Origin of the sequence: Nocardioides sp., from assembly GCF_036374615.1 — a bacterium.
Classification (GTDB): Bacteria; Actinomycetota; Actinomycetes; order Propionibacteriales; family Nocardioidaceae; genus Nocardioides.
Genome location: NZ_DASUTK010000229.1, coordinates 1 through 26,287 on the forward strand (window position 1 = coordinate 1; position 26,287 = coordinate 26,287).

28 protein-coding genes are annotated in these 26,287 nt (G+C 70.1%); 17 read left to right on the plus strand and 11 right to left on the minus strand.

Annotated features, from left to right (window positions below; all coding sequences use genetic code 11):
* A partial coding sequence (locus VFZ39_RS17660) for a M14 family zinc carboxypeptidase (RefSeq protein ID WP_330867105.1) occupies positions 1 to 698 on the minus strand: 698 nt, incomplete at its 3' end.
* A 334-nt stretch (positions 699 to 1,032) separates the two neighbouring features.
* On the opposite strand from VFZ39_RS17660, the gene VFZ39_RS17665 reads away from it, so the two are divergent.
* Positions 1,033 to 1,179 carry a hypothetical protein gene (locus VFZ39_RS17665; protein ID WP_330867106.1) on the plus strand — a complete coding sequence of 49 codons (147 nt, stop codon included), beginning with the start codon at positions 1,033 to 1,035 and terminating at the stop codon, positions 1,177 to 1,179.
* On the opposite strand, the gene VFZ39_RS17670 is transcribed toward VFZ39_RS17665, so the two are convergent.
* A complete protein-coding gene (locus tag VFZ39_RS17670) occupies positions 1,163 to 2,065 on the minus strand; it encodes an aminoglycoside phosphotransferase family protein (protein ID WP_330867107.1) in 903 nt (300 codons plus the stop codon). The genes VFZ39_RS17665 and VFZ39_RS17670 overlap by 17 nt on opposite strands.
* Positions 2,066 to 2,163: 98 nt before the next feature.
* Between VFZ39_RS17670 and VFZ39_RS17675 the strand changes: the two genes are divergently transcribed.
* Positions 2,164 to 2,724: a cytochrome b gene (locus VFZ39_RS17675; protein WP_330867108.1), complete on the plus strand. Its 561-nt coding sequence runs from the start codon at positions 2,164 to 2,166 to the stop codon at positions 2,722 to 2,724.
* 18 nt (positions 2,725 to 2,742) lie between these two features.
* Here the strand turns inward: VFZ39_RS17675 and VFZ39_RS17680 are convergent, their stop codons facing one another.
* Positions 2,743 to 3,315, minus strand: a complete 573-nt coding sequence (locus VFZ39_RS17680) for a LemA family protein (protein WP_330867109.1) — start codon at positions 3,313 to 3,315, stop codon at positions 2,743 to 2,745.
* Entirely contained in the window at positions 3,312 to 4,004 is a 693-nt protein-coding gene (locus tag VFZ39_RS17685) for a DUF3137 domain-containing protein (protein WP_330867110.1), read from the minus strand. Before VFZ39_RS17685 ends, VFZ39_RS17680 begins: the two co-directional genes overlap by 4 nt.
* Positions 4,005 to 4,075: 71 nt before the next feature.
* Here VFZ39_RS17685 and VFZ39_RS17690 point away from each other — a divergent pair, with 71 nt between their 5' ends.
* Entirely contained in the window at positions 4,076 to 4,612 is a 537-nt protein-coding gene (locus VFZ39_RS17690) for a hypothetical protein (protein WP_330867111.1), read from the plus strand.
* A gap of 35 nt (positions 4,613 to 4,647) precedes the next feature.
* A complete protein-coding gene (locus VFZ39_RS17695; protein WP_330867112.1) occupies positions 4,648 to 5,439 on the plus strand; it encodes an FAD-binding oxidoreductase in 792 nt (263 codons plus the stop codon).
* A 13-nt stretch (positions 5,440 to 5,452) separates the two neighbouring features.
* Here VFZ39_RS17695 and VFZ39_RS17700 read toward each other — a convergent pair whose 3' ends face one another.
* Together VFZ39_RS17700 and VFZ39_RS17705 are read right to left on the minus strand one after the other, a co-directional pair.
* A complete protein-coding gene (locus tag VFZ39_RS17700; RefSeq protein WP_330867113.1) occupies positions 5,453 to 6,121 on the minus strand; it encodes an MBL fold metallo-hydrolase in 669 nt (222 codons plus the stop codon).
* A complete protein-coding gene (locus VFZ39_RS17705; protein WP_330867114.1) occupies positions 6,121 to 6,825 on the minus strand; it encodes a maleylpyruvate isomerase family mycothiol-dependent enzyme in 705 nt (234 codons plus the stop codon). The genes VFZ39_RS17700 and VFZ39_RS17705 overlap by 1 nt, the downstream gene beginning before the upstream one ends.
* A 211-nt stretch (positions 6,826 to 7,036) precedes the next feature.
* Here VFZ39_RS17705 and uvrA point away from each other — a divergent pair, with 211 nt between their 5' ends.
* The gene (gene uvrA / locus VFZ39_RS17710; RefSeq protein WP_330867115.1) at positions 7,037 to 10,075 is read left to right on the plus strand and encodes an excinuclease ABC subunit UvrA; all 3,039 of its coding nucleotides are present in this window, start codon (positions 7,037 to 7,039) and stop codon (positions 10,073 to 10,075) included.
* 78 nt (positions 10,076 to 10,153) lie between these two features.
* On the plus strand, positions 10,154 to 10,603 hold the full coding sequence (locus VFZ39_RS17715; RefSeq protein ID WP_330867116.1) for a Rieske (2Fe-2S) protein: 450 nt from the start codon (positions 10,154 to 10,156) through the stop codon (positions 10,601 to 10,603).
* A gap of 43 nt (positions 10,604 to 10,646) precedes the next feature.
* Here VFZ39_RS17715 and VFZ39_RS17720 read toward each other — a convergent pair whose 3' ends face one another.
* Positions 10,647 to 11,282, minus strand: coding sequence for a fasciclin domain-containing protein (locus tag VFZ39_RS17720; protein WP_330867117.1), 636 nt, complete (start codon positions 11,280 to 11,282; stop codon positions 10,647 to 10,649).
* A 69-nt stretch (positions 11,283 to 11,351) separates the two neighbouring features.
* Here VFZ39_RS17720 and uvrC point away from each other — a divergent pair, with 69 nt between their 5' ends.
* The 11 genes from uvrC (at position 11,352) to VFZ39_RS17775 (ending at position 21,893) form a co-directional block, all read left to right on the plus strand.
* Positions 11,352 to 13,451, plus strand: coding sequence for an excinuclease ABC subunit UvrC (gene uvrC / locus VFZ39_RS17725; protein WP_414690314.1), 2,100 nt, complete (start codon positions 11,352 to 11,354; stop codon positions 13,449 to 13,451).
* On the plus strand, positions 13,451 to 14,320 hold the full coding sequence (rapZ, locus tag VFZ39_RS17730; protein WP_330867119.1) for an RNase adapter RapZ: 870 nt from the start codon (positions 13,451 to 13,453) through the stop codon (positions 14,318 to 14,320). Before uvrC ends, rapZ begins: the two co-directional genes overlap by 1 nt.
* A gap of 1 nt (position 14,321) precedes the next feature.
* Positions 14,322 to 15,308, plus strand: coding sequence for a uridine diphosphate-N-acetylglucosamine-binding protein YvcK (locus tag VFZ39_RS17735; RefSeq protein WP_330867120.1), 987 nt, complete (start codon positions 14,322 to 14,324; stop codon positions 15,306 to 15,308).
* Positions 15,309 to 15,360: 52 nt separating this feature from the next.
* Entirely contained in the window at positions 15,361 to 16,350 is a 990-nt protein-coding gene (gene whiA, locus VFZ39_RS17740; protein ID WP_330867121.1) for a DNA-binding protein WhiA, read from the plus strand.
* A gap of 4 nt (positions 16,351 to 16,354) precedes the next feature.
* Positions 16,355 to 16,936: a putative glycolipid-binding domain-containing protein gene (locus tag VFZ39_RS17745; protein ID WP_330867122.1), complete on the plus strand. Its 582-nt coding sequence runs from the start codon at positions 16,355 to 16,357 to the stop codon at positions 16,934 to 16,936.
* A gap of 131 nt (positions 16,937 to 17,067) precedes the next feature.
* Positions 17,068 to 18,063, plus strand: a complete 996-nt coding sequence (gene gap / locus VFZ39_RS17750; protein ID WP_330867123.1) for a type I glyceraldehyde-3-phosphate dehydrogenase — start codon at positions 17,068 to 17,070, stop codon at positions 18,061 to 18,063.
* 1 nt (position 18,064) lies between these two features.
* On the plus strand, positions 18,065 to 19,276 hold the full coding sequence (locus VFZ39_RS17755) for a phosphoglycerate kinase (RefSeq protein ID WP_330867124.1): 1,212 nt from the start codon (positions 18,065 to 18,067) through the stop codon (positions 19,274 to 19,276).
* Between the two features lie 59 nt (positions 19,277 to 19,335).
* Entirely contained in the window at positions 19,336 to 20,124 is a 789-nt protein-coding gene (gene tpiA / locus VFZ39_RS17760; protein ID WP_330867125.1) for a triose-phosphate isomerase, read from the plus strand.
* A 30-nt stretch (positions 20,125 to 20,154) separates the two neighbouring features.
* The gene (gene secG, locus VFZ39_RS17765) at positions 20,155 to 20,391 is read left to right on the plus strand and encodes a preprotein translocase subunit SecG (RefSeq protein WP_330867126.1); all 237 of its coding nucleotides are present in this window, start codon (positions 20,155 to 20,157) and stop codon (positions 20,389 to 20,391) included.
* Between the two features lie 13 nt (positions 20,392 to 20,404).
* Positions 20,405 to 20,764: an RNA polymerase-binding protein RbpA gene (locus VFZ39_RS17770; RefSeq protein WP_330867127.1), complete on the plus strand. Its 360-nt coding sequence runs from the start codon at positions 20,405 to 20,407 to the stop codon at positions 20,762 to 20,764.
* A 148-nt stretch (positions 20,765 to 20,912) separates the two neighbouring features.
* Positions 20,913 to 21,893, plus strand: coding sequence for a type IV toxin-antitoxin system AbiEi family antitoxin domain-containing protein (locus tag VFZ39_RS17775; protein WP_330867128.1), 981 nt, complete (start codon positions 20,913 to 20,915; stop codon positions 21,891 to 21,893).
* Between the two features lie 100 nt (positions 21,894 to 21,993).
* On the opposite strand, the gene pgl is transcribed toward VFZ39_RS17775, so the two are convergent.
* From pgl to pgi, 4 genes are all read right to left on the minus strand, one after another.
* A complete protein-coding gene (gene pgl / locus VFZ39_RS17780) occupies positions 21,994 to 22,734 on the minus strand; it encodes a 6-phosphogluconolactonase (RefSeq protein WP_330867132.1) in 741 nt (246 codons plus the stop codon).
* Positions 22,734 to 23,642: a glucose-6-phosphate dehydrogenase assembly protein OpcA gene (locus VFZ39_RS17785; protein ID WP_330867129.1), complete on the minus strand. Its 909-nt coding sequence runs from the start codon at positions 23,640 to 23,642 to the stop codon at positions 22,734 to 22,736. Before VFZ39_RS17785 ends, pgl begins: the two co-directional genes overlap by 1 nt.
* 13 nt (positions 23,643 to 23,655) lie before the next feature.
* The gene (zwf, locus tag VFZ39_RS17790; protein WP_330867130.1) at positions 23,656 to 25,215 is read right to left on the minus strand and encodes a glucose-6-phosphate dehydrogenase; all 1,560 of its coding nucleotides are present in this window, start codon (positions 25,213 to 25,215) and stop codon (positions 23,656 to 23,658) included.
* On the minus strand, positions 25,212 to 26,287 hold a 1,076-nt coding region (gene pgi, locus VFZ39_RS17795), incomplete at its 5' end, for a glucose-6-phosphate isomerase (RefSeq protein ID WP_330867131.1). The genes zwf and pgi, both read right to left, overlap by 4 nt.

A 26,287-nucleotide genomic window follows, 5' to 3' on the forward strand; every position in this document is an offset into this window, starting at 1 on the left:
CCTTCCTCGTCGTAGCCCCAGTGGTTGGGGAAGTTGCGGTTGGGGTCGACGCCGTCGCCGACCTGGGTCTCTCCGTCTCCGTTGTTGTCGCGGAGGTTCTTCCGCCACAGCCGCTCGTGGTCGAACGTGTACTGGTAGCCGTCGGGGTTGGCCACGAGGATGAACCAGAGTTCGGTCGTCTGCAGAAGCTTGCGGACCTCACGGTCGTTGGCCCGCCACCGGCTGATGTAGTGGTTCATCAGCCGCCGGTTGACCTCGGTGGAGATCCACTCACGCGCGTGCTGGGTGGAGCTGTACAGGACGGCCGGACGCGTACCGTCCGGGGTGCCTCGAGCGCCCTGGGTCAACTTGACAGCGATGATCTCGCGCTCCTGGTCGGTATGGCCGAGGACCTCGAGCTTCACCAGCTGGGGGTTGTTGCGGGCCGCAGCGTAGAGCTGGTCGCGGATGCCGCCGGACTCGTCGTACGAGCGCCAGACATTGAAGCCACCGACGGCCTGCTCGGCGGCGAACTGGCGGACCGTCATGCCACCCTTGACCCGGGTGAGCTTGACGCCGATGCCCTGGGCCTCGAGCTTGTCGGCCTGCGCCCGGTCCATGACCAGGTCGAGCTCGACCCCACCCTTGACCGGACGCTGTCCGCTCACCTCGAAGCCCTGCTCGGCGATGGCCGGCAGCTGGGACGGAGCGACGGTCACCGTATAGGCATCCAGTCGATCCGGATCTCGCTCCGGGGCCGCGGGTGCTGCCGCCGCGAGCGTCAGTCCCGCGCACATTGCGGTCAGGACTGCAATGACGAGTGATCCGATGAGCCGGAGGCGCATCTCCTCCACCCCTCCCAGGAGAGATCCCGACCGTCCAGTCTGGCACTGGCGTGCGGCCTCCGCAATGAGCGTGGAACGCCTCTATCGCGAGCCTTCATGCAGGATCATCTCGTGCTCGATGGACCGGTCGGAGCCCCAGTGCCGACCTGCGTCTTAGGGACTGCAGCACAAGGTCACTCTGGGCGGATTTCCCGTCCGCTCAACGGCCATGACCGCTCAGCGGTCGGTCGGGCTCCGCCCGCAGTTCGCCGACGGCGTCCTGCTCTGCAGCTGGCACCACCACCGCGCCCACGATCACCGCTACGACACCCACCGCCAACCCGACGGCGACCTCAGCTTCAACCGACGGACATAGGATCCGCCAGCACCTGCTCGATCGCCCGGATGCTGCGGGACACGAACTCCTGTCGGCTGTGCCGGTAGTACGCGACCTCCATGGCGGCGATCGACACTGCCCAGGCGCGAGCTCGCGCCCACATCGCGTCGTCATCGTCGAGGTAGCCGCGGAAGACCGTACGCCCGTCGGAGTCGAAGAGCTGGTACGCCGCGTGGAGCTCGACCGCTGGGTCGCCGACGCCGAACGGGCCCCAGTCGAGCACTCCGCTGAGCCGGCCGTCGCGCACCAGCAGGTTCCCTGCGGTCAGGTCCCCGTGGAACCACGTGGGTGGCCCGTCCCACGCCGGCGCGGCGCAGCCCTCGTCCCACACCACGAGCGCAGCGCTGGCGTCGACGAGATCGCCGATGGCGCCGAGAGCCGCACGCGTGCTCGCGTCACGCTCGGGCTCGGACAGCGGTCCGCCGCGGGAGCCGAACCGGCCGGCGCCGGTGGTGTCGCACGACCGCACGGCACGGACGAAGCCGGCCAGGTCGCGCGCTAGCTCGACCGCCACCACCGACGCCGGGTCCAACCGGTCGCCCGTCAACCAGGGGTTGACCGACCACCGGAACGGGTAGCCGAGACCCGGGTCTCCGAGCGCCAGCGGGACCGACAACTCCAGCGGCAGGTCGGGTGCCAGCCCCGGCAACCACTCAGCCTCCAGAGCCGCCTGTCCGTCCGCCCCGCCGATCACCGGCAGTCGCACCACCAGCTCCGTCCCCAGTCGGAACAGTGCGTGGTCGGTGCCCTGCTCGGCGACCGGCGCGAGCGGCAGCCCGGCCCAGTCAGGGAACTGCTCGGCCAGCAGCCGGCGTACCAGCTCCTCGTCGACGTCCACCTGGTCCGCGTGCATCCGGGCGCTCATCGCGGAAGACGGTACGAGCCGGAGGCATCGTGCCACCACCGAATATCGCCCGGCGGGAGGTGAGCACCGGGGACCTGCCTGCTCCCTAGGGTGTCCGCATGACGCTGCGGACCCGACCCGAGGGATACGGCCTGGTGAGCAAGGTGCTGCACTGGCTGACGGTCGTGGTGATCGCCGCGCAGTTCGTCGTCGGCTACACGATGGATCTCGACTCGAGCTGCGACCCGCCGGGGGAGGACCGCAGCGGGGGCGACACGAGCGACGCGGAGGAGGAGCGGCTCGACCGTCTGGAGGAGCTCTGCGAGGCGCGCGTCGGCCTCGACCTGCTGGACGGGCCCGTCGATCGTCCCGAGGTCCACCTCCTGCTGGGTCTGACCATCTTCGCTCTGGCCGTCGTGCGACTCGTGTGGCGCAGCGTCGACGGGTTCCCGAGCTGGTCGGAGCACCTGTCCGAGCCCGAGCGACGCCTCGTCCACTGGACCGAGCGGGCGCTGCTCGCGCTGCTGTTCGTCGTCCCGCTGACCGGCTTGGTGCTCGTGCTCAGCGGTGACGACGGGGTGCTCTGGTTGCACGTGGGTGCCCACATCGCGTTCTTCGCGGCATTGGCGGCACACCTGGTCACGAACCTGCGACCGAGAATCCTGGCCCGGATGCTGTGAGCCGAGCCGTGCCGGCGGCTACAGGTCGACCGTCGGCGCGGTGCGGGCTGCGGAGTCGGCCAGCTCGAAGAAGTCGCGGGGGCGGAACGAGAACACCGACGCGATCAGGTTCGACGGGAACGTGGAGACCCGCGTGTTGTACGCGCGGACGTTGCCGTTGTAGAACCGCCGCGCGGCAGCGATCCGGTCCTCGGTGTTGGTCAGCTCGTCCTGGAGCGCGAGGAAGCCGGCACTCGCCTTCAGGTCGGGGTAGGCCTCCGCCCGCACTAGCACGCCTGCCACCGCCCGACCCAGGTCGTCCTCGAACGGCTCGCGCTGGTGAGGACCGTCGTCCTTGTGCGCCCGTGCCTGCTCCCTCGCGCGGGTCAGGGCCTCGAGGACCGCTCGCTCGTGCTCGGCGTACCCCCGCACGGTCGCGACCAGGTTCGGGATCAGCTCGTGTCGCCGGGTGAGCTCCACGTCGGTCTGACCCCAGGACTCGTCGACCAGCGCGCGCTGGCGGACGAAGCGGTTGTACATGACGACGACCGACAGCAGTACGACGAGCGCCGCACCGACCAGTGCGCTGGTCGCCACCTGGCCGGGAGTCACCCGCGCACCTCCCGCCACACGAACTCGGGGATCTGGTCGACGACCGTGTCGACCCGCTGCAGCCGGGGGACGATGCTCTCCAGCGGGACCGTGCCCGACTCCACGTCGAGGATCCAGGTGCGCTCGAACCGGAACGCCGACTCGGGGTACTGGAGGAGCACCTCCATCATCCGCGGGTGCAGCACGTCGGATGCGAACTTGCGGTCCGGACAGGTGACGGTGAAGGCACGGTTGAAGGCCTCGGACTCGAGCTCGATGTCGCTGTCGGTGAGCCGGCCGATGAAGCGTCCGACGAAGCCCTCGGGCGTGACCTCGAGCGGCGGGAAAGCCGTGCCCATGTCCAGGGCGACGATCCCGAAGTGGTGCGGCACCTGCCGGGTGGTCGTTGTCTTGCCCGTCGTCTGCACCTGGGTGGTGTGGTACACGAAGTCGAAGGCCACGAAGGGCCGTCCGTCGTAGCTGCCCTGCAGGACGTTGGTGCTGCGGCGCGTGTGGCCGAGCCCGAAGGGCGAGCCCTGGAAGCGGTCGTGCCACCGGTCGTCGCGCTCGGTGTAGGTCCAGCCTCGCGCGTACGCCAGCGCGGCCATGCCCTCGCGCCGCTTCTTGGCCGCGAGGTGGCCGAGGATGCCGATTCCGACCGCCGCGGCCGCGACGATCACGAACAAGACGACGAAGACCCCCGAGTCCATGGCCGGGAGTGTAGGTGCAGGGTCGCGTCCGAGTTGCGGAACCGTCGCGCTGCGTCGTACGTCTGATCCTCATGTCTCGTTCACTGCTGCCTGCCCTGGTGACCCTGCTCGTGCTCGTCGGGTGCGGGACGTCAGGGGAGACCACCGCGACCACCGGGAGCGATGTGCCGACGCAGCCGGCTGCCACGTCAGACACGACCGGCGGGGCCACCCCTGAGCCGGGCGGATCGCCGCAGGAGGCACAGCCGCCGGTCGACGGCCCGCTCGAGGACCGGCGCACCGGCGAGGTCCGGTTCGAGGGGGCAACGGACTGCCCCCAGGAGTACGCCACGACCACGGTGCGCTCGCGCGATTTCGCGTTCGACGGCACCGTGACCGCGATCGACGACGCAGGTGTGACGTTCGAGGTGCACGAGTGGCTGGTCGGCGAGGGTGCGGCGACGGTGCAGCTGCGCATGAGTCCTCCTGACGTGCCCGACCGGAGCGAGGCCTCACCGTCGTACTCGGTCGGCACCCGGCTCCTGGTCAGCGGCGACGACGGCATCGCCTGGGGCTGCGGCTTCACCCGTTACCACGACACGGAGACCGCAGCCGCCTGGCGGTCATAGGCCCGAGAACGCCGGCGGCCCGGCAGAATCGCCCCGTGACCGCGCCGATCGAGCAGTCGTACCGCCTCACCGTCGCCGACGTCCGCCGCGAGACCGCCGACGCGGTGTCGGTGACGTTCGACGTGCCCCGGGACCTGACCCACGTCTTCGCGTTCTCACCGGGCCAGTTCCTGACGCTGGGCGTGCCGTCGGACCGCACCGGGCTGGTGGCGCGCTGCTATTCGATCAACGTGCCGCCGGGGGAGCCCCTCAACGTCACCGTCAAAAGGACCGTCGACGGCTACGCGTCGAACTGGATCAACGACCACGTCGCGCCCGGGACCACGATCCGGGTGCTGCCGCCCAGCGGCATCTTCGTGCCGAGGGACCTGTCGGACGACCTGCTTCTGTACGCCGGCGGGTCGGGCATCACGCCGATCATGTCGATCATCCGCACCGCGCTGCGCGACGGAACGGGCCGGCTGTTCCTCCTCTACGCCAACCGTGACGAACGGTCGGTGATCTTCGCCGAGCCGCTCCGGGAGCTGGCGGCTGCTCACCCCGACCGGCTGCAGGTCGTCCACTGGCTGGAGACCGTGCAGGGCATCCCGACCCCCGACCAGCTCCAGGCGTTCGCCGCCGAGCGCCTCGAGTGGAACGCCTTCGTCTGCGGGCCGGCGCCGTTCATGAAGGCGACGATCGACTCGCTCAAGCGGCTGGGCTTCCCGCGGGCGCGCCGCCACCAGGAGAAGTTCGTCTCCCTCGGCGGCAACCCCTTCGGAGACGTCGACGAGGTGCTGGCCGCGCAGGCGACGCTGATGGCGGCCGACGACCCGGTGGCCGGCTAGGAGGTTCCTCACCTCACCAGCCGCGGGCCCGCCACTCGGCCAGGTGGGGTCGCTCGGCGCCGAGCGTGGAGTCGCCGCCGTGCCCGGGATAGAACCAGGTGTCGTCCGGCAACGGACCGAACAGCTTCGTCTCGACCTCGTCGATCAGCTGCCGGAACGCCTCGTCGTTGCCGAACGTCGCGCCCACCCCGCCCGGGAAGAGAGAGTCTCCGGTGAAGAGGTGAGGGTGGCCCGCCGGGTCGTCGTACAACAGGCAGATCGAGCCGGGCGTGTGGCCGGCGATCGAGATGACCCGCAGCTCGCACGACCCGACAGAGACCGTGTCGCCGTCGCCGACCGTGCGGTCGATCGGTACGCCGGTCTGCTCGGTGATCGCGTCGGCGTCCGGTGCCCCGGCGACCGTGGTGGCGCCGGTGATCTCGACCAGCTCGGCCAACGCGCGGTGGTGGTCCCAGTGCTGGTGGGTGGTGACGATCGTCTCGAGGGTCCCGTCGCACAGCTGGATCAGGCTCTCGGCGCCGTCGGCCGCGTCGACCAGCAGCTGTTCGCCGGTGTCACGACACAGGAGCAGGTAGCAGTTGTTCGCCATCTCTGGGTCCACGGCGTACTTGGTGATGGTCAGGTGCTCGAGCTCGCGGACGTCCGCGAGGCCACGTGGGGTGACGTCGCCGGTGTAGGCCATCACCACGCTCCGATCGGCGGCAGGTCGCCCCGGCTGCAACGGACCTGCTCGCCGGGCGCTCGACCGGTGAGCCACCACGCCACCTGGGCAACCGGGCCGGTGACGACGGGCGCGTCGGCGCCGGCCGCGCCGACGTCCCACGAGCGGTCGGAGTCGAGTGGCGCCACCCGGAACCCGTCGTCCGGGTCGAGTCGACGCACCATGCTCCCGATCACGGTCTCGGCGAACGCCGGTGGCCAGTCGTCGGCCGTGTAGCCCAGCCCGAGGTCTGCGTGGTGGATCTCGATCTCCCGGACCCGCATCAGCGGGATGGCGTCGAGCGGGAGCGACTGCCCGCCGGGCGTCCGCTCGAACCGGCGGTCCCAGACGTCGTCGGGGACGGACTGCACGACGTCGAGGAACGTCGTCAGCGAGCCGAGCAGCCGGTCACGCAGCTCGGCGGGCTCGGCCCCCGAGAGCTCCTCGATGTCGGCGTCGCGGGCCTCCTGCGAGGCGTACATCGGCACCTGGGTGTGGTCGATCTCGCCGCGCAGGACGTCGCGCAGCGCCTCGCCGTTCAGCGCGAGGTGGGCGACCACGTGCGCCCGGGTCCAGCCCGGCAGCAGGGAGTCGGCGGACCAGTCGCGGCTGTGCAGGCCGTCGACGGTCCGGGTGAGGCGCTGTCCGGCCTCGCTGAGGTGGTCGAGATCGATCGGGTGCTCCATGCCGCTCATCCGACCGTGCCGGTCACGGGATGTCCAGCGGGATGTCCCGCGGGATGCCCAGCGGGATGTCCGCTCACCCGAACGCACGAAGCGGGTTGTCAGGGGTGGGTCCTAGTCTTGGGCAGGTCGGCGCGCCGGGTTGCGGCCCGTGGGTCGACCTACGAACATGTGTTCGACAGCGAGCACGCACGCGCACGACGACGGGACCGCAGTGGCCGACCAGCTCATCATCCGGGGTGCCCGGGAGCACAACCTCAAGGACATCTCTCTCGACCTGCCCCGAGACGCCCTGATCGTGTTCACCGGCCTGTCCGGGTCGGGGAAGTCGAGCCTGGCCTTCGACACCATCTTCGCGGAAGGCCAGCGGCGCTACGTGGAGTCGCTGTCGGCGTACGCCCGGCAGTTCCTCGGCCAGATGGACAAGCCCGACGTCGACTTCATCGAGGGCCTCTCGCCGGCCGTCTCGATCGACCAGAAGTCGACGTCCAAGAACCCCCGGTCCACCGTCGGCACCATCACGGAGGTCTACGACTACCTCCGGCTGCTGTTCGCCCGGATCGGCCATCCACACTGCCCGACCTGCGGCGCGGCCATCGAGCGGCAGACGCCGCAGCAGATCGTCGACCGGGTGCTCGCGCTCGAGGAGGGTCGGCGGTTCCAGGTGCTGGCGCCGATGATCCGCGGCCGCAAGGGGGAGTACGTCGAGCTCTTCAAGCAGCTGCAGGCCCAGGGCTTCTCGCGAGCGCGGGTCGACGGCGAGATCCACGGCCTCGACACCATGACATCGGGGGGCCTGAAGCTCGACAAGCAGCGCAAGCACACCATCGAGGTGGTGGTCGACCGGCTGGCGGTCAAGGAGTCGGCGAAGCGTCGCCTCACCGACTCGGTCGAGACCGCGCTCAACCTCGCCAGCGGACTGGTCGTGCTCGACTTCGTCGACCTCGACGAGAAGGACCCCGGCCGTGAGCTGCGGTTCTCCGAGAAGATGTCGTGCCCGAACGACCACCCGATCGACACCGACGAGCTCGAGCCCCGGTCGTTCTCCTTCAACAGCCCGTTCGGTGCATGCCCGGAGTGTCACGGCCTGGGCACCCGCCTCGAGGTCGACCCCGAGCTGGTCGTCCCCGACCCGTCCGCGTCGTTGGGCGAGGGCGCGATCCAGCCGTGGAGCCAGGCCCACGTCGCCGACTACTTCCAGCGACTGATGGAGGCACTGGGAGCCGAGCTCGGGTTCGACCTCGACACGCCGTGGGAGGACCTCACGGCCAAGCAGCAGAAGTCGCTGCTGTGGGGCCACCCGACGAAGGTCCACGTCGTCACCCGCAACCGGTACGGCCGCGAGCGTTCCTACTACGCCCAGTTCGAAGGCGTGCAGAGCTACATCGAGCGGCGCCACCGCGAGGCGGAGTCCGACACCAGCCGGGAGCGCTTCGAGGGCTTCATGCGCGAGGTGCCGTGCCCGGCCTGCGGGGGCTCGCGCCTCAAGCCGGTGTCGGTATCGGTGACGATCGGTGAGCGCAACATCGCCGAGGTGTGCGCGTTGCCCATCAACGAGACCGCCGACTTCCTGCGCAGCCTCGACCTGAGCCCCCGCGAGAAGCAGATCGGCGAACGGGTGCTCAAGGAGATCCAGGAGCGGCTGAACTTCCTGCTCGACGTGGGTCTCGACTACCTCTCCCTCGACCGGCCGTCCGGATCGTTGTCCGGCGGCGAGGCGCAGCGGATCCGGCTCGCCACCCAGATCGGCGCCGGGCTGGTGGGGGTCCTCTACGTCCTCGACGAGCCGTCCATCGGGCTCCACCAGCGTGACAACCACCGGCTGATCGAGACGCTCAAGCGACTGCAGGACCTCGGCAACACCCTGATCGTGGTCGAGCACGACGAGGACACCATCCGCACCGCGGACTGGGTCGTCGACATCGGTCCCGGCGCGGGCGAGCACGGCGGCCAGGTCGTCCACTCCGGGACGGTCGCCGGCCTGCTCGACCACCCCGACTCGATGACCGGTCAGTACCTCTCCGGCCGGCGCGAGATCCCGGTCCCCGCCGTACGACGACCGCGGACCAAGGGCCGCGAGCTGGTCGTGAAGGGCGCCTACGAGCACAACCTGCGCGACATCGACGTGGCCTTCCCGCTGGGACTGTTCGTGGCCGTCACGGGCGTCTCCGGCTCCGGCAAGTCCACGCTGGTCAACGACATCCTCTACACGTCGCTCGCCAAGCAGCTCTACCGTGCCCGGACCGTCCCCGGACGGCACCAACGGATCACCGGCGTCGCCGAGGTTGACAAGGTGATCCACGTCGACCAGTCACCGATCGGTCGCACCCCGCGGAGCAACCCGGCGACGTACACCGGTGTCTTCGACCACGTCCGCAAGCTCTTCGCCTCGACGCCGGAGGCGAAGATGCGCGGCTACCTCCAGGGCCGGTTCTCCTTCAACGTCAAGGGCGGCCGCTGCGAGGCCTGCGCCGGCGACGGCACGATCAAGATCGAGATGAACTTCCTGCCCGACGTGTACGTGCCGTGCGAGGTGTGCCACGGAGCGCGCTACAACCGCGAGACGCTGGAGGTCCACTACAAGGGCAAGACGATCGCCGAGGTCCTCGACATGCCAATCGAGGAGGCGGCCGACTTCTTCGCGGCGGTGCCCGCGATCTCCCGACACATGCAGACGCTGTGCGAGGTCGGGCTCGGCTACGTCCGGCTCGGGCAGCCGGCCACCACGCTGTCCGGGGGAGAGGCGCAGCGGGTCAAGCTCGCCAGCGAGCTGCAGAAGCGCTCGACCGGCCGGACCGTCTACGTGCTCGACGAGCCGACGACCGGGCTGCACTTCGAGGACATCCGCAAGCTGCTCGGTGTGCTGTCCAGCCTGGTCGACAAGGGCAACACCGTGCTCGTCATCGAGCACAACCTCGACGTCATCAAGACCGCCGACTGGATCATCGACATGGGGCCCGAGGGCGGCTCCCGCGGCGGGCTGGTGGTGGCGGAGGGGACGCCCGAGTCGATCGCCGCCCACCCCGACTCCCACACCGGCACGTTCCTCGCCCCGCTGCTCGAGGGCCGTGCGGCGAAGCAGCCGACACGGCAGCGGTCCGCAGCGAAGAAGACGGCTACCAAGCCGGCCGCCAAGACCGCCACCAAGGCCGCGGCCACGAAGGTGTCGAAGAACTCGACCGGCAAGCCGGCGAAGAACGTCGGCACCCGGGCGGCGAAGAAGGCTCCCGCGAAGCGGACGGCCAGGTACTAGGTGTACCCGGACTAGGGGCCTTGGGCAGGAGTGCCAGACTCGTCCGGCAGGTTCCCACCCCAAGACGAAGGTGCTCGAATGACCGACGGATCGACTCGTAGCCTGGGCCGCCGCCACGCGATCGCCGGTGCCGCCGGGCTCGGGGTGGTTGCCCCGGCGCTGGTGGCCTGCGGCAGTGACGGAGACGGCGCCGGCGACGGAGCCGGCAATGGGGCTGGCGACGGTGGCGATCTGACGACGGCTGCCGACGTCCCGGTCGGCGGCGGAACGATCCTTCCCGATCAGAAGGTCGTGGTCACCCAGCCCACTGCGGGGGACTTCAAGGCGTTCACGGCGGTGTGCACGCACCAGGGCTGCCTGGTCGGCCAGGTCACCGACGGCACGATCCAGTGCCCGTGCCACGGCAGCCAGTTCTCGATCGAGGACGGGTCCAACGTCGTCGGGCCGAGCGGCAGTGAGGCCGGCAGCGTCAGTGACCTGGCCGCCGTCGACATCACCGTCGAGGGCGACGCGATCAGGCTGTCCTGAGCGGCGACTCCGCCGGCATGCCGCCGGCGGAGCCGCGCGACCCTCAGAGGTTCACAGGCCGCAGCACCTGCGAGACACCGTGCGCGATCTGGCGGTTGCCCTGGTTGATGTTCTTCGCTCGCGGCAAGACGAACGCGTTGCGGTCGTTTCGGTCCTTGTCGACAAGGAACACCCGGTCGAGCCTGCGCTTGACGTCGACCCGGATCTTCTTGCCGCTGGCCGTGTCCAGCCTCGCGCCGTCCGCCTTCATGGCCTGGCGATAGGTGATGGTGGCCCCCGGAACGACGTGGTGGAGCAGGGCGGCCTCCACCGTGTCGAGACCCAGGCTCGCGACCGCTTCGTACGTTGCGGCTTCATTCGCCGGCTTGCTTCCCGTCAGGTCCGCGACCAGGCGCCGGAACGCCCGGTCTGTCGGCGCGAAGGCCGTCAACCTGGCAGTGCCGTCAGCGAGGATCGCGACCGGGCTGTCCGCGTCGTCGGCGATCACGTCGTTCACGGCTTGGTCGAGGATGTCGAAGTCACGCCACTTGCCGTCGAACTCGAGTCCGTCGGCCGCGAGGACCTCCGCCAGGCTGGTCGTGCCGGTCGATGTCTGCGCGGTTGCAGTGGCTGTGGTCGGCGTGAGCATGAACGACGCGGCAGCAGCGGCTGTCGCGAGGATGGCAGTGGTCCGCTTCATCGGTGTCCCTGCTGAATGGGTGAACGGGCCTCACCCCTTACCGTTCATTCGGAGCCGTCCCACGTCCGGATGGGTGCCTTTCTGTATGACGGCCTTGTCGCCGGTCCACCGTCGGACCCCGCCCGTAGGCTGGGAGACGTGGCCAGCCCCACTTCGTCCAGACCCGCGTCGTACCGTCCGAGAACTGGGTCGATCCCGACCCAACCGGGCGTCTACCGGTTCCGCGACGCGCGCGGGCGGGTCATCTACGTCGGCAAGGCGGTCAACCTCCGCTCGCGGCTCTCCTCGTACTTCCAGGACATCTCGAACCTGCACCCACGCACGGCGACGATGGTGGCCACCGGGGCCTCGGTCGAGTGGACGGTGGTCAAGACCGAGGTCGAGGCACTGCAGCTGGAGTACTCCTGGATCAAGGAGTTCGACCCGCGCTTCAACATCAAGTACCGCGACGACAAGTCCTATCCCTGGCTGGCCGTCACGCTCAGCGAGGAGTTCCCGCGCGTGATGGTCGGACGCGGCGCGAAGAAGCGTGGGATCCGTTACTTCGGGCCGTACTCCCACGCGTGGGCGATCCGCGAGACCGTCGACCAGCTGCTGCGGGTGTTCCCGATGCGGTCGTGCTCCAACGGGGTGTTCAAGCGGCACTCCCAGATCGGGCGGCCCTGCCTGCTCGGCTACATCGGCAAGTGCTCAGCGCCCTGCGTCGGCCGGGTGACGGCCGACGAGCACCGAGCGATCGTCGACGACCTGTGCGACTTCATGGCGGGTCGCACCGCGGAGTTCGTCAAGCGCATCCAGCGGGAGATGTACGCCGCCTCGGAGGCGGAGGAGTACGAGAAGGCCGCCAGACTGCGTGACGATCTGGGAGCGCTCGAGAAGGCGTTGGAGAAGCAGGCCGTGGTCCTCGGCGACGGCACCGACGCCGACGTCGTGGCGCTCGCCGAGGATCCGCTCGAGGTGGCGGTCCAGATCTTCTACGTGCGGGGCGGCCGGATCCGCGGCCAGCGGGGCTGGGTGGCCGACCGGGTCGACGAGGGCGACACCCCAGAGCTGGTGCAGGGCTTCCTGCTGCAGCTGTACGGCGCCGCCGAAGCGGAGTCGGACCCCGGCGACACGATCCCGCGGGAGGTGCTGGTGCCCGCGCTGCCACCCGACCACGAGACGCTCGAGGCGCTGCTGTCCGACCAGCGGGGGAGCCGGGTCCGGATCCGGGTCCCGCAGCGGGGTGACAAGCGAGCCCTCCAGCAGACGGTTGTCCGCAACGCCGCCGAGGCGCTGGCGCTCCACAAGACCAAGCGCGCCAGCGACCTCACGACCCGCAACCGGGCGCTCGAGGAGATCCAGCAGGCGCTCGGGCTGGCCGAGGTGCCGCTGCGGATCGAGTGCTACGACGTCTCGAACCTGCAGGGCACCGAGGTGGTCGCGTCGATGGTGGTCTTCGAGGACGGGCTCGCCCGCAAGAGCGAGTACCGCCGCTTCGTGATCCGATCGGTCGACGGCCAGAACGACGTCGCCTCCATGCACGAGGTGATCACGCGTCGGTTCAAGCGGTTGGCCGACGAGGCGCCGCCGGTCGATCCCCCCGGGTCGGAGGTCGCGGCTGGGCCGATGCTGGTCGACCCCGAGACCGGCCGACCACGGTCGTTCTCGTACGTGCCCGGGCTGGTGGTGGTCGACGGCGGTCCGCCGCAGGTCGCGGCTGCCCGAGACGCGATGACCGAGCTCGGCTTCGCCGACATCCCCGTCTGCGGCCTCGCCAAGCGGCTGGAGGAGGTCTGGGTCCCCGACGAGGAGGACGCGGTGATCTTCCCGCGGACCTCCGAGGGGCTCTACCTCCTGCAGCGCGCTCGCGACGAGGCGCACCGGTTCGCGATCACGCACCACCGGTCGCGCCGGTCCAAGTCGATGGTGGAGAGCCTGCTCGACGACGTACCCGGGCTGGGGGAGGTGCGTCGTAAGACGCTGCTGAAGCACTTCGGGTCGCTCAAGAAGCTGCGTGCCGCGACGGTCGAGGAGATCGCGCAGGTTCCGGGCATCGGCGTCCGCACCGCGACGGCCATCAAGGATGCGGTCGCGACGACCGGTCGACAGAATGGGCAGACCGGCACCGGACCGAACGGCACGGCCCAGGTCAACACAGCAACAGGCGAGATCGTGGAGGAGGGTTGATGGACGCGCAGTCCACGGGCGAGCTCGTCGTCGTCACCGGCATGACCGGCGCCGGTCGCAGCACCGCTGCCAAGGAGCTCGAGGACCTCGGCTACTACGTCGTCGACAACCTCCCGCCGTCGCTTCTGCGCGACGTCGTGCGACTGGTCGACGAGAACCGGGGCGTCCAGCAGCCGATCGCCGTCGTGGTCGACGTCCGCTCCGGCGCGTTCTTCCAGTCGCTGACGGCCAACCTCGCCCAGGGCGCCACCGGTCGGAAGGCCACGCTGGTGTTCCTCGAGGCGACCGACGACGTCCTCGTACGACGCCAGGAGGCCGCCCGTCGACCGCACCCGCTCCAGGGCGCCGGCCGGCTGCTCGACGGGCTCCAGCGCGAACGGGTCGTGCTCGGCGACGTCCGTAGCAACGCCGACCTGGTGATCGACACCTCGGACCTCAACGTCCACCAGCTCACCGACCGGATCGCCGAGGCGTTCGGGACGGCCGAGACGACCCAGCTGAAGGTGACGATCATCAGCTTCGGCTTCAAGTACGGCATCCCGGTCGACGCCGACTTCGTCGCCGACATGCGGTTCCTCCCGAACCCCCACTGGGTGCCCGAGCTGCGGCCCCTGACCGGCCGGGACGAGGCGGTCGCCCACTACGTCAAGAGCCAGCCCGGGGCCTCGGAGTTCCTCGACGGCTACCTCCCGGTGCTGCAGCAGGTGGCCGAGGGCTACCTCGCCGAGGGCAAGCGGTTCATGACCGTGGCCATCGGGTGCACGGGCGGCAAGCACCGCAGCGTCGCGATGAGCGAGGAGATCGCGACCCGGCTCGCGCTGCTCGGGTACGACGTACGCGCGACCCACCGCGACCTCGGGCGGGAGTGACGTGCGGCCGACCGCCCAGGCGGCCGTCGCACTCGGAGGCGGTCACGGGCTGCACGCGTCCCTCAGCGCCCTCCGGCTGCTCCACGACGACCTCACCCTCGACCAGGTGACCGCCGTGGTCACGGTCGCCGACAACGGCGGCTCGTCGGGCCGGCTGCGAGGTGAGTTCGGGGTGCTGCCGCCAGGTGACCTGCGGATGGCGCTGGCGGCGCTCTGCGGATCCGACGAGTGGGGACGCACCTGGGCCGACGTGGTGCAGCACCGGTTCGCGGGCGACGGCGACATGCGCGGGCACGTGATCGGCAACCTGCTGATCGTCGGCCTGTGGGAGCGGTTCGGCGACCACGTCCGCGCCCTCGACTGGGTGGGTCGGCTGCTCGGCGCCCAGGGTCGGGTGCTGCCGATGGCCCTGACCCCGATGGACATCACCGCCGAGGTGCGTGGGCTCGACCCCGACCAGCCCGAGGCCACCTGCACCGTGCGCGGTCAGGTCGAGGTCGCCGGAACCGAGGGGCGGATCGTGTCCGTGGCCCTGGACCCGCCCGATCCCGCGGGCTGCGCCGAGGCGGTCACCGCGATCCGCGACGCTGACTGGGTGGTGCTCGGGCCCGGTTCGTGGTTCACCTCCGTGATCCCGCACCTGATGGTCCCGACGCTGCGCGACGCGCTCGAGCACACGTCGGCCCGGCTGGTGGTGGTGCTCAACCTCGAGCCGCACGCGGGTGAGACCCACGGCTACGCGCTGCACGAGCACCTCGGCGCGCTCTACGAGCACGCCCCCGGACTGCAGATCCACACCGTGATCGCGGACCGGCGCAGCGTGTCCGACCCCGGAGCGCTGGTGGCTGCGGTGTCCTCGTCCGGTGGCCGCCTCGTGGTCACGGACCTGGCCGCGCTGGACGAGCTCGGACGGCCCCTGGCCCGGCACGAGCCCGAGCTGCTCGCCTCGGCGTACCGATCGGTGTTCGAGGCCGGTGACGAGGCCTGATCAGCCACCCACCCGCCCGAGGGTTGTTGACGTGCATGGCAGGATCGGCCGCATGGCGATGACGGCTCAGGTGAAGGCTGAACTGGCCAACACACCGATCACGAAGACCTGCTGCCGCAAGGCCGAAGTCGCGTCGATGCTCCGCTTCGCGGGCGGCCTCCACATCGTGAGCGGCAAGATCGTCCTCGAGGCCGAGCTCGACACCGGCGCCGCCGCCCGTCGGCTGCGCAAGGACATTGCCGAGGTCTACGGCCACCAGTCCGACGTCGTGATGGTGCAGGGCAACGGCCTGCGCAAGGGGAGTCGCTACCTGGTGCGGATCGTCAAGGACGGCGAGGCGCTGGCGCGTCAGACCGGTCTCCTCGACCAGCGTGGTCGCCCGGTGCGGGGTCTGCCCCCGGCGGTGGTGTCCGGCGGCAGCTGCGACGCAGTCGCCGCTTGGCGTGGAGCGTTCCTGGCGCACGGGTCACTGACCGAGCCGGGCCGTTCGTCGTCCTTGGAAGTCACCTGTCCCGGTCCCGAGGCGGCGCTCGCGCTGGTCGGTGTCGCCCGCCGGCTCGGTGGCATCTCCGCGAAGGCCCGCGAGGTGCGGGGCGTCGACCGGGTCGTTATCAGGGACGGCGATGCGATCGGTGCGCTGCTGACGCGTCTCGGCGCGCACGAGTCGCTGATGGCGTGGGAGGAGCGCCGGATGCGGCGGGAGGTCCGCGCGACCGCGAACCGCCTGGCCAACTTCGACGACGCCAACCTGCGCAGGTCGGCGCGCGCTGCTGTCGCGGCCGGTGCGCGCGTGGAGCGGGCCCTGGAGATCCTGGGCGACGAGGTGCCCGACCACCTCAAGCTGGCCGGTGATCTGCGGCTGGAGCACAAGCAGGCTTCTCTGGAAGAGCTGGGTGCGTTGCACGACCCGCCGTTGACCAAGGACGCGATCGCGGGTCGGATCCGCCGGTTGCTGGCGATGGCCGACAAGCGCGCCGAGGAGCTGGGCATCCCTGACACCGAGGCGTCGCTCACTCCGGAGATGCTCGCCGAGGACGCCTGAGCTCGTGCAGCTCGGCACGCTGGCACCGTTGCCCGCCCGGGCCGCCTGGCGACACCACTCCGCCCGCGACGCGACGGAGATCGTGACCGTGCGCGTGCTCACCGACGGCTGCGCCCTCTCCGGCGTCGTGGCCGGGGTGGAGGACGGACGGACCTGGGCGCTCTCCTACGAGATCGAGGTGGACGACACCTGGCGGACCAGGTCCGCATGGGTCGGGTCGCTGGCGCCAGGTGATCCGGGCGAGGTCGTGCTCACCCGCACAGGGGAGCGGTGGACCGTCGACGGCCGCCACCTGCCGGAGCTCGACGGCCTGCTCGACGTCGACCTCGAGGGCTCAGCCATGACGAACACGCTGCCGGTGCACCGCACCGATCTCGCCGACCGGACGGCGGCGGCGGCGGCGTACGTGCGCCTCGACCTGACGGCCCGCCGGCTGGACCAGTGGTACGGCCCGGCCGAGCCGGTCGCCGGTGGCGGGTGGACCGTGCGCTACGCGGCGCCGGAGTTCGGCGCCGACTTCGACCTGACCTACGACGCGGCCGGACTGGTCGTGGAGTACCCGGGCCTCGCGACCCGCCTGCTCTAGCCGACCCGCCTGCTCCAGCACAGCTTGGATCGATCCAACGTTACCCGCCCGTACCGGGGACACGAGTGATGGATCTTCCGTGCGGGCGATAGGGTCGACGTCGTACCGACCCATCCACACAGGAGTCCACTGTGACCGTTCGCGTAGGGATCAACGGCTTCGGCCGGATCGGCCGTAACTTCTTCCGCGCCGTGCGTGCGTCGGGTGCCGACATCGAGATCGTCGGCGTCAACGACCTCACCGACAACGCCTCGCTCGCCCACTTGCTCAAGTACGACTCGATCCTGGGCCGACTCGACGCCGACGTGACGAGCACCGAGACCGCGATCAAGGTCGGCGACCAGGAGATCGCCGCGTTTGCGGAGCGTGACCCTGCGAACCTGAAGTGGAGCGATGTGGGCGCCGACGTGGTCGTCGAGTCCACGGGCTTCTTCACCGACGCGACCAAGGCCAAGGCCCACGTCGACGGCGGTGCCAAGAAGGTGATCATCTCCGCGCCGGCCAAGAACGAGGACCTCACGGTCGTCATGGGCGTCAACCACGAGCTCTACGACCCCGAGCAGCACACGGTCATCTCGAACGCGTCGTGCACCACCAACTGCCTGGCACCGATGGCCAAGGCGCTCCATGACGGACTGGGCATCAACAAGGGCCTGATGACCACGATCCACGCCTACACGGCCGACCAGAACCTCCTGGACAACATCCACCGTGACCCGCGCCGCGCCCGCGCCGCCGCGATCAACATCGTCCCGACCTCGACCGGTGCGGCGAAGGCGATCGGTCTCGTGATGCCGGAGCTCAAGGGCAAGCTCGACGGTTACGCGCTGCGCGTCCCCACGCCGACCGGCTCGCTCACCGACCTGTCGTTCGAGGCCTCCCGCGAGACGACCGTCGACGAGGTCAACGACATCGTGAAGGCGGCGGCCGACGGTCGATACCTGCGCTACTCCACCGACCCGATCGTGTCCTCCGACATCGTGACCGACCCGGCCTCCTGCATCTTCGACGCCCCGCTCACCAAGGTGATCGGCAACCAGGTCAAGGTCGCCGGCTGGTACGACAACGAGTGGGGCTACTCCAACCGGCTGGCCGACCTGATCGTCCACATCGGCGCCACGCTCTGACGTGGGCGAGTACGGCGAGCTCGGGGACGTCCAGGGCAAGCGGGTCCTCGTCCGCTCCGACCTGAACGTCCCTCTCGACGGCCCGGCTGGCGAGAGAGTCATCACCGACGACGGTCGGGTCCGCGCCAGCGTGCCGACCATCAAGACGCTCGCCGCGGCGGGCGCTCGTGTCGTCGTCACTGCGCACCTGGGGCGCCCCCAGGGGGCCCCGGACCCGGCGTACTCCCTGGCGCCGGTCGCGGCCCGGCTCGGTGAGCTGCTCGGCCAGGACGTGGCGTTCGCGACGGACACCGTCGGGGAGAGCGCCACCGCGACTGTGGCGGGTCTCGAGGACGGTCAGGTGGCGGTGCTCGAGAACGTCCGGTTCAACGAGGGCGAGACCAGCAAGGACGACGCGGTGCGCGGTTCGTTCGCCGACCAGCTCGCCCAGCTGGCCGACGCGTTCGTGAGCGACGGCTTCGGCGTCGTCCACCGCAAGCAGGCGTCCGTCTACGACGTGGCGTTGCGGCTCCCGGCTGCGATGGGTGGTCTGGTCTCGGCGGAGATCGACGTGCTCCGGCGGTTGACCCACGATCCCGAGCGCCCCTACGTCGTGGTGCTGGGTGGGTCCAAGGTCTCCGACAAGCTCGGCGTGATCGACAACCTGCTCGGCCAGGCCGACCGGCTGCTGATCGGCGGCGGGATGGTGTTCACGTTCCTCGCGGCGCAGGGCCACGAGGTCGGGAAGAGCCTGCTCGAGGACGACCAGCTCGAGACCTGCCGCGAGTACCTCGGCCGGGCGCAGGAGTCCGGCGTCGAGATCGTGCTGCCGACCGACATCGTCGTCGACACCGCCTTCCCGTCCGATGACCGCGAGCCGGAGCCCCGGGTCGTCGCGGCAGATGCGATCCCGTCCGACGCGCTCGGTCTCGACATCGGCCCCGAGTCCGCTGAGCGCTTCGCCGAGGCGATCGCCGATGCTCGGACCGTCTTCTGGAACGGCCCGATGGGCGTGTTCGAGAGCGCGGCGTTCGCCGCCGGCACCAGCGCGGTGGCTGAGGCGCTCACGAAGGTCGACGGGCTCTCGGTGGTGGGCGGCGGCGACTCCGCTGCCGCGGTCCGCCAGCTCGGGTTCGACGAGGCCGCGTTCGGCCACATCTCCACCGGCGGTGGCGCCAGCCTCGAGTACCTCGAGGGCAAGGAGCTGCCGGGGATCGCCGTCCTCCAACGCTGAATCCGGACCCGCTGCCCAGCCCACGTCACGACCCCCGTCACGACCCACGAGGAGCCCACATGTCCCGCACGCCGCTGATGGCCGGCAACTGGAAGAGCAACAAGAACCACCAGGAGGCGGTGGTGCTTGTCCAGAAGCTCGCCTGGACGCTCGCCGACAAGAAGCACGACCACGAGCGTGCCGAGGTCGTCGTGATCCCGCCGTTCACCGACCTGCGCTCCGTGCAGACCCTGGTCGACGGCGACCAGCTGCTGGTGAAGTACGGCGCGCAGGACGTCTCGGAGCACGACGGGGGCGCCTACACCGGTGAGATCTCCGCGGCGATGCTCAGCAAGCTCGGGTGCAGCTACGTCGTCGTCGGGCACTCGGAGCGGCGGGAGTACCACGCGGAGACCGACGCGGTCGTCAACGCGAAGGCACGACGGGTGGTCGCAGCCGACATGACCCCGATCGTCTGTGTCGGTGAGGGGCTCGACGTACGGCAGGCGGGTGAGCACGTGCCGTACACGCTGGCCCAGCTCGACGGCTCGCTCGCCGACTTCTCGGCGGAGCAGGTCGCCGAGCTGGTGGTCGCCTACGAGCCGGTGTGGGCGATCGGGACCGGCGAGGTCGCGACCCCGGACGACGCGCAGGAGGTGTGCTCCGCCATCCGGGAGCGGATCCGGGAGGTCCACGGCGACGCGGCCGCCGACGGCGTACGGGTCCTGTACGGCGGCTCGGTGAAGGCGGCGAACGTCGCGGGGATCATGGACAAGAACGATGTCGACGGGTGCCTGGTCGGCGGCGCGAGCCTCGATCCTGACGAGTTCGGTGGCATCTGCCGCTTCTACGACATGCCGCTGCTGTGACGGCCTGACGGTGACGTAGGATTCTCGACCGTGACTCTGCTCTTCACCATCCTGCTCGTCATCACGAGCTTGCTCTTGATCGCACTGGTGCTGCTCCACAAGGGCCGCGGCGGTGGTCTCTCCGACATGTTCGGCGGAGGCGTCTCGAGCTCCCTGGGCGGTTCCTCGGTCGCAGAGCGCAACCTGGATCGGATCACGATCGGAATCGGCGTGGTCTGGTTCGCGTGCATCATCGGGTTGGGCCTGCTGCTGGCCTACCAGAACTGAGAGGAGCCCGCTCGTGGCTGGAGGTGGAAACGCAATCCGTGGGAGCCGGGTCGGTGCCGGTCCCATGGGCGAGGCGGAGCGAGGTGAGGCTGCGCCGCGCCAGGCCGTCGCCTACTACTGCTCCCACCAGCACCGGTCGGTCGTGACGTTCTCGGTGGAGGCTGCCGTGCCGGACTCATGGGACTGCCCCAAGTGCGGGCTGCCCGCGAGCATGGACTCGGACAACCCGCCGCCGGCGCCGAAGATCGAGCCCTACAAGACCCACCTGGCCTACGTGAAGGAACGCCGCTCCGACGCCGAGGCCGCCGACATCCTCGACGAGGCGCTGCAGCTGCTGCGTTCGCGCCGCAAGTCCGGCGACCTCATCTTCTAGCGCGACCCGTCACTTCTGCAGGTTCAGAACCGGCCGAGCCGTCAGTTGTGCAGGTTTGTACGGCGTCGAGCCGTCACTCGTGCGGGTGCGCGGCGACGCCTGTGGATGACCGACGCTCGCATGGCTCTGTCCGGGCGACAGTGTGTCCATGTCGCATCACGTCTCGTGGCTCCCAGGTGACCTGCCGTTCCTCGACGAGCGATGTCCGCTTCCGCTGACGCGCCCGTTCACGTCCGCCCAAGCACTCGAGCTCGGCGTGTCTCGCACCCGATTGGCGACGCTGGTCAGACGCGGACTGGTCCGCCCCGTGCTTCGCGGTGTGTACGCCGCCGCGCAGGTTGTTGACAGCATCGAGTTCCGGGCCGAGGCCCTGTCTCTCGTCGTCCCGCCCAGCGCGATCGTTACGGACCGCACGGCTGCGTGGCTGCACCAAATCGACATCCTCCCCATGTCGGCGGTCCACGAGATGCCGCCTGTCGAGGTCTTCTCGCGGGCCGGCAGTCGGCTGCGACGACCCGACGTCTCAAGTGGGGAGCGGCAGTTGCGTGACGAGGACATCACGGTGGTGAACGGCGTGCTTGTGGCGACGAAGCTCCGCACGGCGTTCGATCTCGGGCGGCGTCTCAACCGCTTCCACGCCCTTGCGGCGATCGACGCCTTGCTTCGCGCCGGCGTGGAGCGCGAGGACTTGCTCGGGGGTGTTGAGCGGTTCCGCGGCGAGCGTGGCGTCGTACAGCTACGACATCTCGCACCACTTGCTGACGCGCGCGCTGAGTCGCCACAGGAGTCGGTGCTGCGGCTGCACTGGCTCGAGGCGAGCGGGATGCCGCCACCGGAGCCACAGGTGTGGGTGTACGACGACGGGTACCCCCGCTTTCGGGTCGACGTGGGTAACGAGGAGCTTCGGTACGGCGCGGAGTACGACGGACGCGCGTTCCACGAGGACCAGCCAGCCGATGGCGAGCGTCGTGACTGGCTGGACGAGACCGGTGGGTGGGTCATCGATGCCTTCGTCGCGGCGGACCTCTATCCCCGCGGTGACCCGACGACTCGCCTCCAGCATGGGGCGTACCTGGCGCGCCGCAGGTCAGGACTCTGGGTTCCTCAGGGCGGATACCTGCATCAGTGACGGCTCGGTCGTTTCTGAACCTGCGCAAGTGACGGCTCGGCCGTTTCTGAACCTGCACAAGTGACGGCTCGGCATTGTTTGAACCTGCACAACTGACGGGTCAGAGGCGGGACGCGGCGGCGGAGTCGAGGAACCAGGTGATGGCGGTGGCGCCGTCGGGGAGGCCGGTGACACCGCGGGCGGGGGTCTCCTCGACCGAGCCGTCGGCGGCGAGGGCCCGGGCCACCGCCTCGGCCTTCTCCTCGCCGCTGGCGACGAGCCAGATCGCCCGCGAGCGGTTGAGGGCGCCGAAGGTGAGGCTGATCCGCTCGGGCGGCGGCTTGGGGGAGTCGGCCACCGCGACCGTCGGGGCGTCGTCGACGCCGAGCGCGGGGTGGCCGGGGAACAGGGACGCGACGTGGCCGTCCGGTCCGATGCCGAGCATGAGCACCTCGAACGCGCCGGCGCCGTGCTCGCGCAGCTCCTGCCCGTACGCCGCCGCGGCATCCTCCAGCGACAACCCCGAGTCGGTGGCCGGCGCCTCGTGGACGTTCGCGAGGTCGGCGCCGACGGCGTCGAGGAACGCGGTCCGGGCCTGCCGGGCGTTCCGGTCTTCGCTGTCGGTCGCGACGTACCGCTCGTCGCCCCACCAGAACACGACCCGCGACCAATCGACGTCGGAGTCGCGGCCACGCCGGCCGAGCTCCTCGTGGACCCGTTGGGCGATGCTGCCACCGGTGAGCCCGACGTGCGGCACCTCGCCGCGGGCCTGGACGGCGGCCAACCGCCGACGCAGCTCGCCGGCGACCGCCGTTGCGAGCCGGGTGGCGTCACCGTGTACTTCGATGTCGGGCTCGTGCATCACGCGGGGTCCATCGTCAGGAGTCGTTTGACGGTGTGGGCGTAGACGTCGTCCTCGTCACTCCATCGCAGCTCCTCGGCGAGCAGCTCGGGCAGGTCACGCCGCTTGAGCGCCACCGGACGGTCGGGGCGACCGGGTGAGGAGAAGACCGCGAGCTTGCCGTCGGCGCGGCTCACCGAGATGTCGCCCTCCCCGGTCTCCATCACCACCTCGGTGATGCCCGGCCCCTTCGAGTTGCGACGCTCGGCGGGCACCCGCAGCCGGTCGTGCAGCCAGGCGAGCAGCAGGTCGGCGCTCGGGCTGATCCGCTCGGCTATCACCCGGACCCGCTGCACCGCGAGCGGCTGCTGGTCGAGCGCCGCGGCGAGCAGCGCGCGCCATGGCGTGATCCGGGTCCAGGCCAGGTCGGTGTTGCCGGGTGAGTACACCTCGCACTGCTCACGCATCGCCTTGATCTTGCCGCGCGACACGAAGGCCGCGTCGGTGATCCGACGCCCCGCCAGCCGCCCCAGCGGGTCGGTCGCGGGGTCGGCGGGGTGGTCTGCTGGCCACCAGGCGACGACGGGGGAGTCGGGCAGCAGCAGCGGCAGCACGACTGACTCGGGGTACTTCACGACCTCACCCTTGAGCCGGATCAACGCCGTCTCACCGGCCCAGCCCTGGCCGACCACCACTTGCGCGTTGACCTCGGCCGCCCCCCGGCCGTCGCCGAGGATCACGCCCAGCACCCGAGCCGGGTGCTCGTGGGAGGCCTCCCGGGCGGCGGCCATCGACGTCTCGGCGTCCTCCTCGGCCACGACGACGATCAACGTCATCACCATGCCCATGGCCGGGCTGCCGGCGCGCATCCGGCCGCGGACGAACTGCGCGGCGATCGCTGCAGCGTTGGTGTCGGTCAGCTCGATCATCAGGTGCCTCCGGTCACGGCCGTCGCCAGGTGCGTCCGTCGCGAGCCAGCATCGCGTCCGCCGACGCCGGACCCCAGGTCCCCGCGTCGTACGGCTCCGGCCGGCTCTTCCCGCGCTCGTCCTGCCGGGCCCAGTGCTCGAGGATCGGGTCCAGGATCTTCCACGAGAGCTCGACCTCCTCGTGGCGCGGGAAGAGCGGCGGGTCGCCCAGCAGCACGTCGAGGATCAGGCGTTCGTACGCCTCGGGGGAGGACTCGGTGAAGCTGCCGCCGTAGGCGAAGTCCATCGTCACGTCGCGGATCTCCATCGACGTGCCGGGGACCTTCGAGCCGAACCTCAGGGTGAGTCCCTCGTCCGGCTGCACGCGTACGACGAGCGCGTTCTGGGTCAGCTCCTCGGTGGCGCTCGTGTGGAAGGGCAGGTGCGGCGCCCGTTTGAAGACGACCGCCACTTCGGTGACGCGACGGCCCAGCCGCTTGCCGTGCCGCAGGTAGAACGGCACGCCGGCCCAGCGGCGGTTCTCGATCCCCAGCTTGATCGCCGCGTACGTCTCGGTCGTCGAGCGCTTGCCGATCCCCTCCTCGTCGTGGAACCCGGCCACCTTCACCCCGCCCGACCAGCCGGCGGCGTACTGCCCGCGGGCGGTGGTGAGGTGGAGCCGCTTCGGGAGTGTGATCGCGGCGAGCACCTTCTGCTTCTCGATCCGGAGGCTCGCGGCGTCGAAGTCCGTGGGGTCCTCCATGGCGATCAACGCCATCAGCTGCAGCAGGTGGTTCTGGATCACGTCACGGGCAGCCCCGATGCCGTCGTAGTAGCCGGCCCGGCCACCGATGCCGATGTCCTCGGCCATCGTGATCTGCACGTGGTCGACGTAGTTGGAGTTCCAGATCGGCTCGAACATCGCGTTGGCGAAGCGCATCGCCAGGATGTTCTGGACGGTCTCCTTGCCGAGGTAGTGGTCGATCCGGAAGACCGACTCGGCGGGAAACACCTCGGCCAGCGTGTCGTTGAGCTCGCGTGCCGACGCGAGGTCGTGGCCGAACGGCTTCTCGACGACGACCCGCCGCCAGCGCTCCGCCTCGGGGTGGGCCAGGCCGTGCTCCTGCAGCTGCTGCACGACCTCGCCGAAGAACCGGGGCGGGATCGAGAGGTAGAAGGCGTGGTTTCCGTCGGTGCCGCGGACCCGGTCGAGCTCCTCGATGGTGCGGCGGAGCTGGTCGAAGGCCACGTCGTCGGCGAAGTCGCCCGGCACGAACCGGAAGCCCTCGGAGAGCTGGCGCCAGACCTCCTCGCGGAACTCGGTGCGGGCGTAGCTCTTCACGGCATCGTGGACGATCTGCGCGAAGTCCTGGTCCACCCAGTCACGTCGGGCGAACCCGACCAGGCTGAACCCGGGCGGCAGCAGCCCGCGGTTGGCGAGGTCGTAGATCGCGGGCATCACCTTCTTGCGCGACAGGTCACCGGTGACACCGAAGATCACCATCCCGCACGGGCCGGCGATCCGTGGCAGCCGTCGGTCCTGCGGGTCGCGGAGCGGGTTGACCCGGTGCCCCGTGGCGGTCCGTCCGGTCATCGCGGCCGCGCCTTCCGGTAGTAGTCGATCAGCGAGCGCGTGGAGGCGTCCTGCTCGGCGAGCGCGGCGGCATCACCCGCCACCGCAGGCGTCACCTGCTGCGCCAGCTGCTTGCCGAGCTCCACACCCCACTGGTCGAAGCTGTCGATGCCCCAGACGACCCCCTGGGTGAACGTGACGTGCTCGTAGAGCGCGACCAGCTGGCCGAGCACCGACGGGCTCAGCTCGGGAGCCAGGATCGACGTGGTGGGCCGGTTGCCGGTGAACACGCGGGCCGGTACGAGCTCCTCGGCGGTGCCTTCGGCCCGCACCTCGTCGGCGGTCTTGCCGAACGCCAAGGCCCGCGTCTGCGCGAAGAAGTTGGCCATGAACAGGTCGTGCACGTCGGCGCTCTGCCCATCCTCGGTGGAGTCCTGGAGCGGGTACGCCGGGCGTGCGACCGCGATGAAGTCGGCCGGCACGAGCCGGGTGCCCTGGTGGATCAGCTGGTAGAACGCGTGCTGGCCGTTGGTGCCCGGCTCGCCCCAGAACACCTCGCCGGTGTCGGTCGCGACCGCCGTGCCGTCCCAACGCACGCCCTTGCCGTTGGACTCCATCGTGAGCTGTTGCAGGTACGCCGGGAACCGGTGCAGGAGCTGGGCGTAGGGGAGCACCGCGTGGGTCTGGGCGTCCAGGAAGTTCGTGTACCAGACATTCAGAAGTCCCATCAGCAACGGCACGTTGGCTGTCGGCTCGGCGGTCCGGAAGTGCTGGTCCATAGCGTGCATCCCGGCCAGCAGCTCGGCGAACCGGTCCGGACCGATCGCGACCACGAGCGAGGTGCCGATCGCGGAGTCCATGGAGTAGCGCCCGCCGACCCAGTCCCAGAAGCCGAACGCGTTCTCAGGGTCGATCCCGAAGTCCGCGACCTTGTCGAGGGCGGTCGAGACCGCCACGAAGTGCTTCCGGACCGCGTCCTCGGCGTCCGCGCCGCCGAGCCCGTCGAGCAGCCACGCTTTGCACAGCCGGGCGTTGGTGAGGGTCTCCAACGTACCGAACGTCTTGCTGGACACGATGAACAGCGTCGTCGCCG

Coding starts and splice junctions, on each gene's coding strand:
- VFZ39_RS17665 (WP_330867106.1), top strand. CDS start 1,033: ATGACCGCTCAGCGGTCGGTCGGGCTCCGCCCGCAGTTCGCCGACGGC.
- VFZ39_RS17670 (WP_330867107.1), bottom strand. CDS start 2,065: ATGAGCGCCCGGATGCACGCGGACCAGGTGGACGTCGACGAGGAGCTG.
- VFZ39_RS17675 (WP_330867108.1), top strand. CDS start 2,164: ATGACGCTGCGGACCCGACCCGAGGGATACGGCCTGGTGAGCAAGGTG.
- VFZ39_RS17685 (WP_330867110.1), bottom strand. CDS start 4,004: ATGGACTCGGGGGTCTTCGTCGTCTTGTTCGTGATCGTCGCGGCCGCG.
- VFZ39_RS17690 (WP_330867111.1), top strand. CDS start 4,076: ATGTCTCGTTCACTGCTGCCTGCCCTGGTGACCCTGCTCGTGCTCGTC.
- VFZ39_RS17700 (WP_330867113.1), bottom strand. CDS start 6,121: ATGGCCTACACCGGCGACGTCACCCCACGTGGCCTCGCGGACGTCCGC.
- VFZ39_RS17705 (WP_330867114.1), bottom strand. CDS start 6,825: ATGGAGCACCCGATCGATCTCGACCACCTCAGCGAGGCCGGACAGCGC.
- VFZ39_RS17715 (WP_330867116.1), top strand. CDS start 10,154: ATGACCGACGGATCGACTCGTAGCCTGGGCCGCCGCCACGCGATCGCC.
- VFZ39_RS17720 (WP_330867117.1), bottom strand. CDS start 11,282: ATGAAGCGGACCACTGCCATCCTCGCGACAGCCGCTGCTGCCGCGTCG.
- uvrC (WP_414690314.1), top strand. CDS start 11,352: ATGGGTGCCTTTCTGTATGACGGCCTTGTCGCCGGTCCACCGTCGGAC.
- rapZ (WP_330867119.1), top strand. CDS start 13,451: ATGGACGCGCAGTCCACGGGCGAGCTCGTCGTCGTCACCGGCATGACC.
- whiA (WP_330867121.1), top strand. CDS start 15,361: ATGGCGATGACGGCTCAGGTGAAGGCTGAACTGGCCAACACACCGATC.
- tpiA (WP_330867125.1), top strand. CDS start 19,336: ATGTCCCGCACGCCGCTGATGGCCGGCAACTGGAAGAGCAACAAGAAC.
- VFZ39_RS17775 (WP_330867128.1), top strand. CDS start 20,913: ATGTCGCATCACGTCTCGTGGCTCCCAGGTGACCTGCCGTTCCTCGAC.
- pgl (WP_330867132.1), bottom strand. CDS start 22,734: ATGCACGAGCCCGACATCGAAGTACACGGTGACGCCACCCGGCTCGCA.
- VFZ39_RS17785 (WP_330867129.1), bottom strand. CDS start 23,642: ATGATCGAGCTGACCGACACCAACGCTGCAGCGATCGCCGCGCAGTTC.
- zwf (WP_330867130.1), bottom strand. CDS start 25,215: ATGACCGGACGGACCGCCACGGGGCACCGGGTCAACCCGCTCCGCGAC.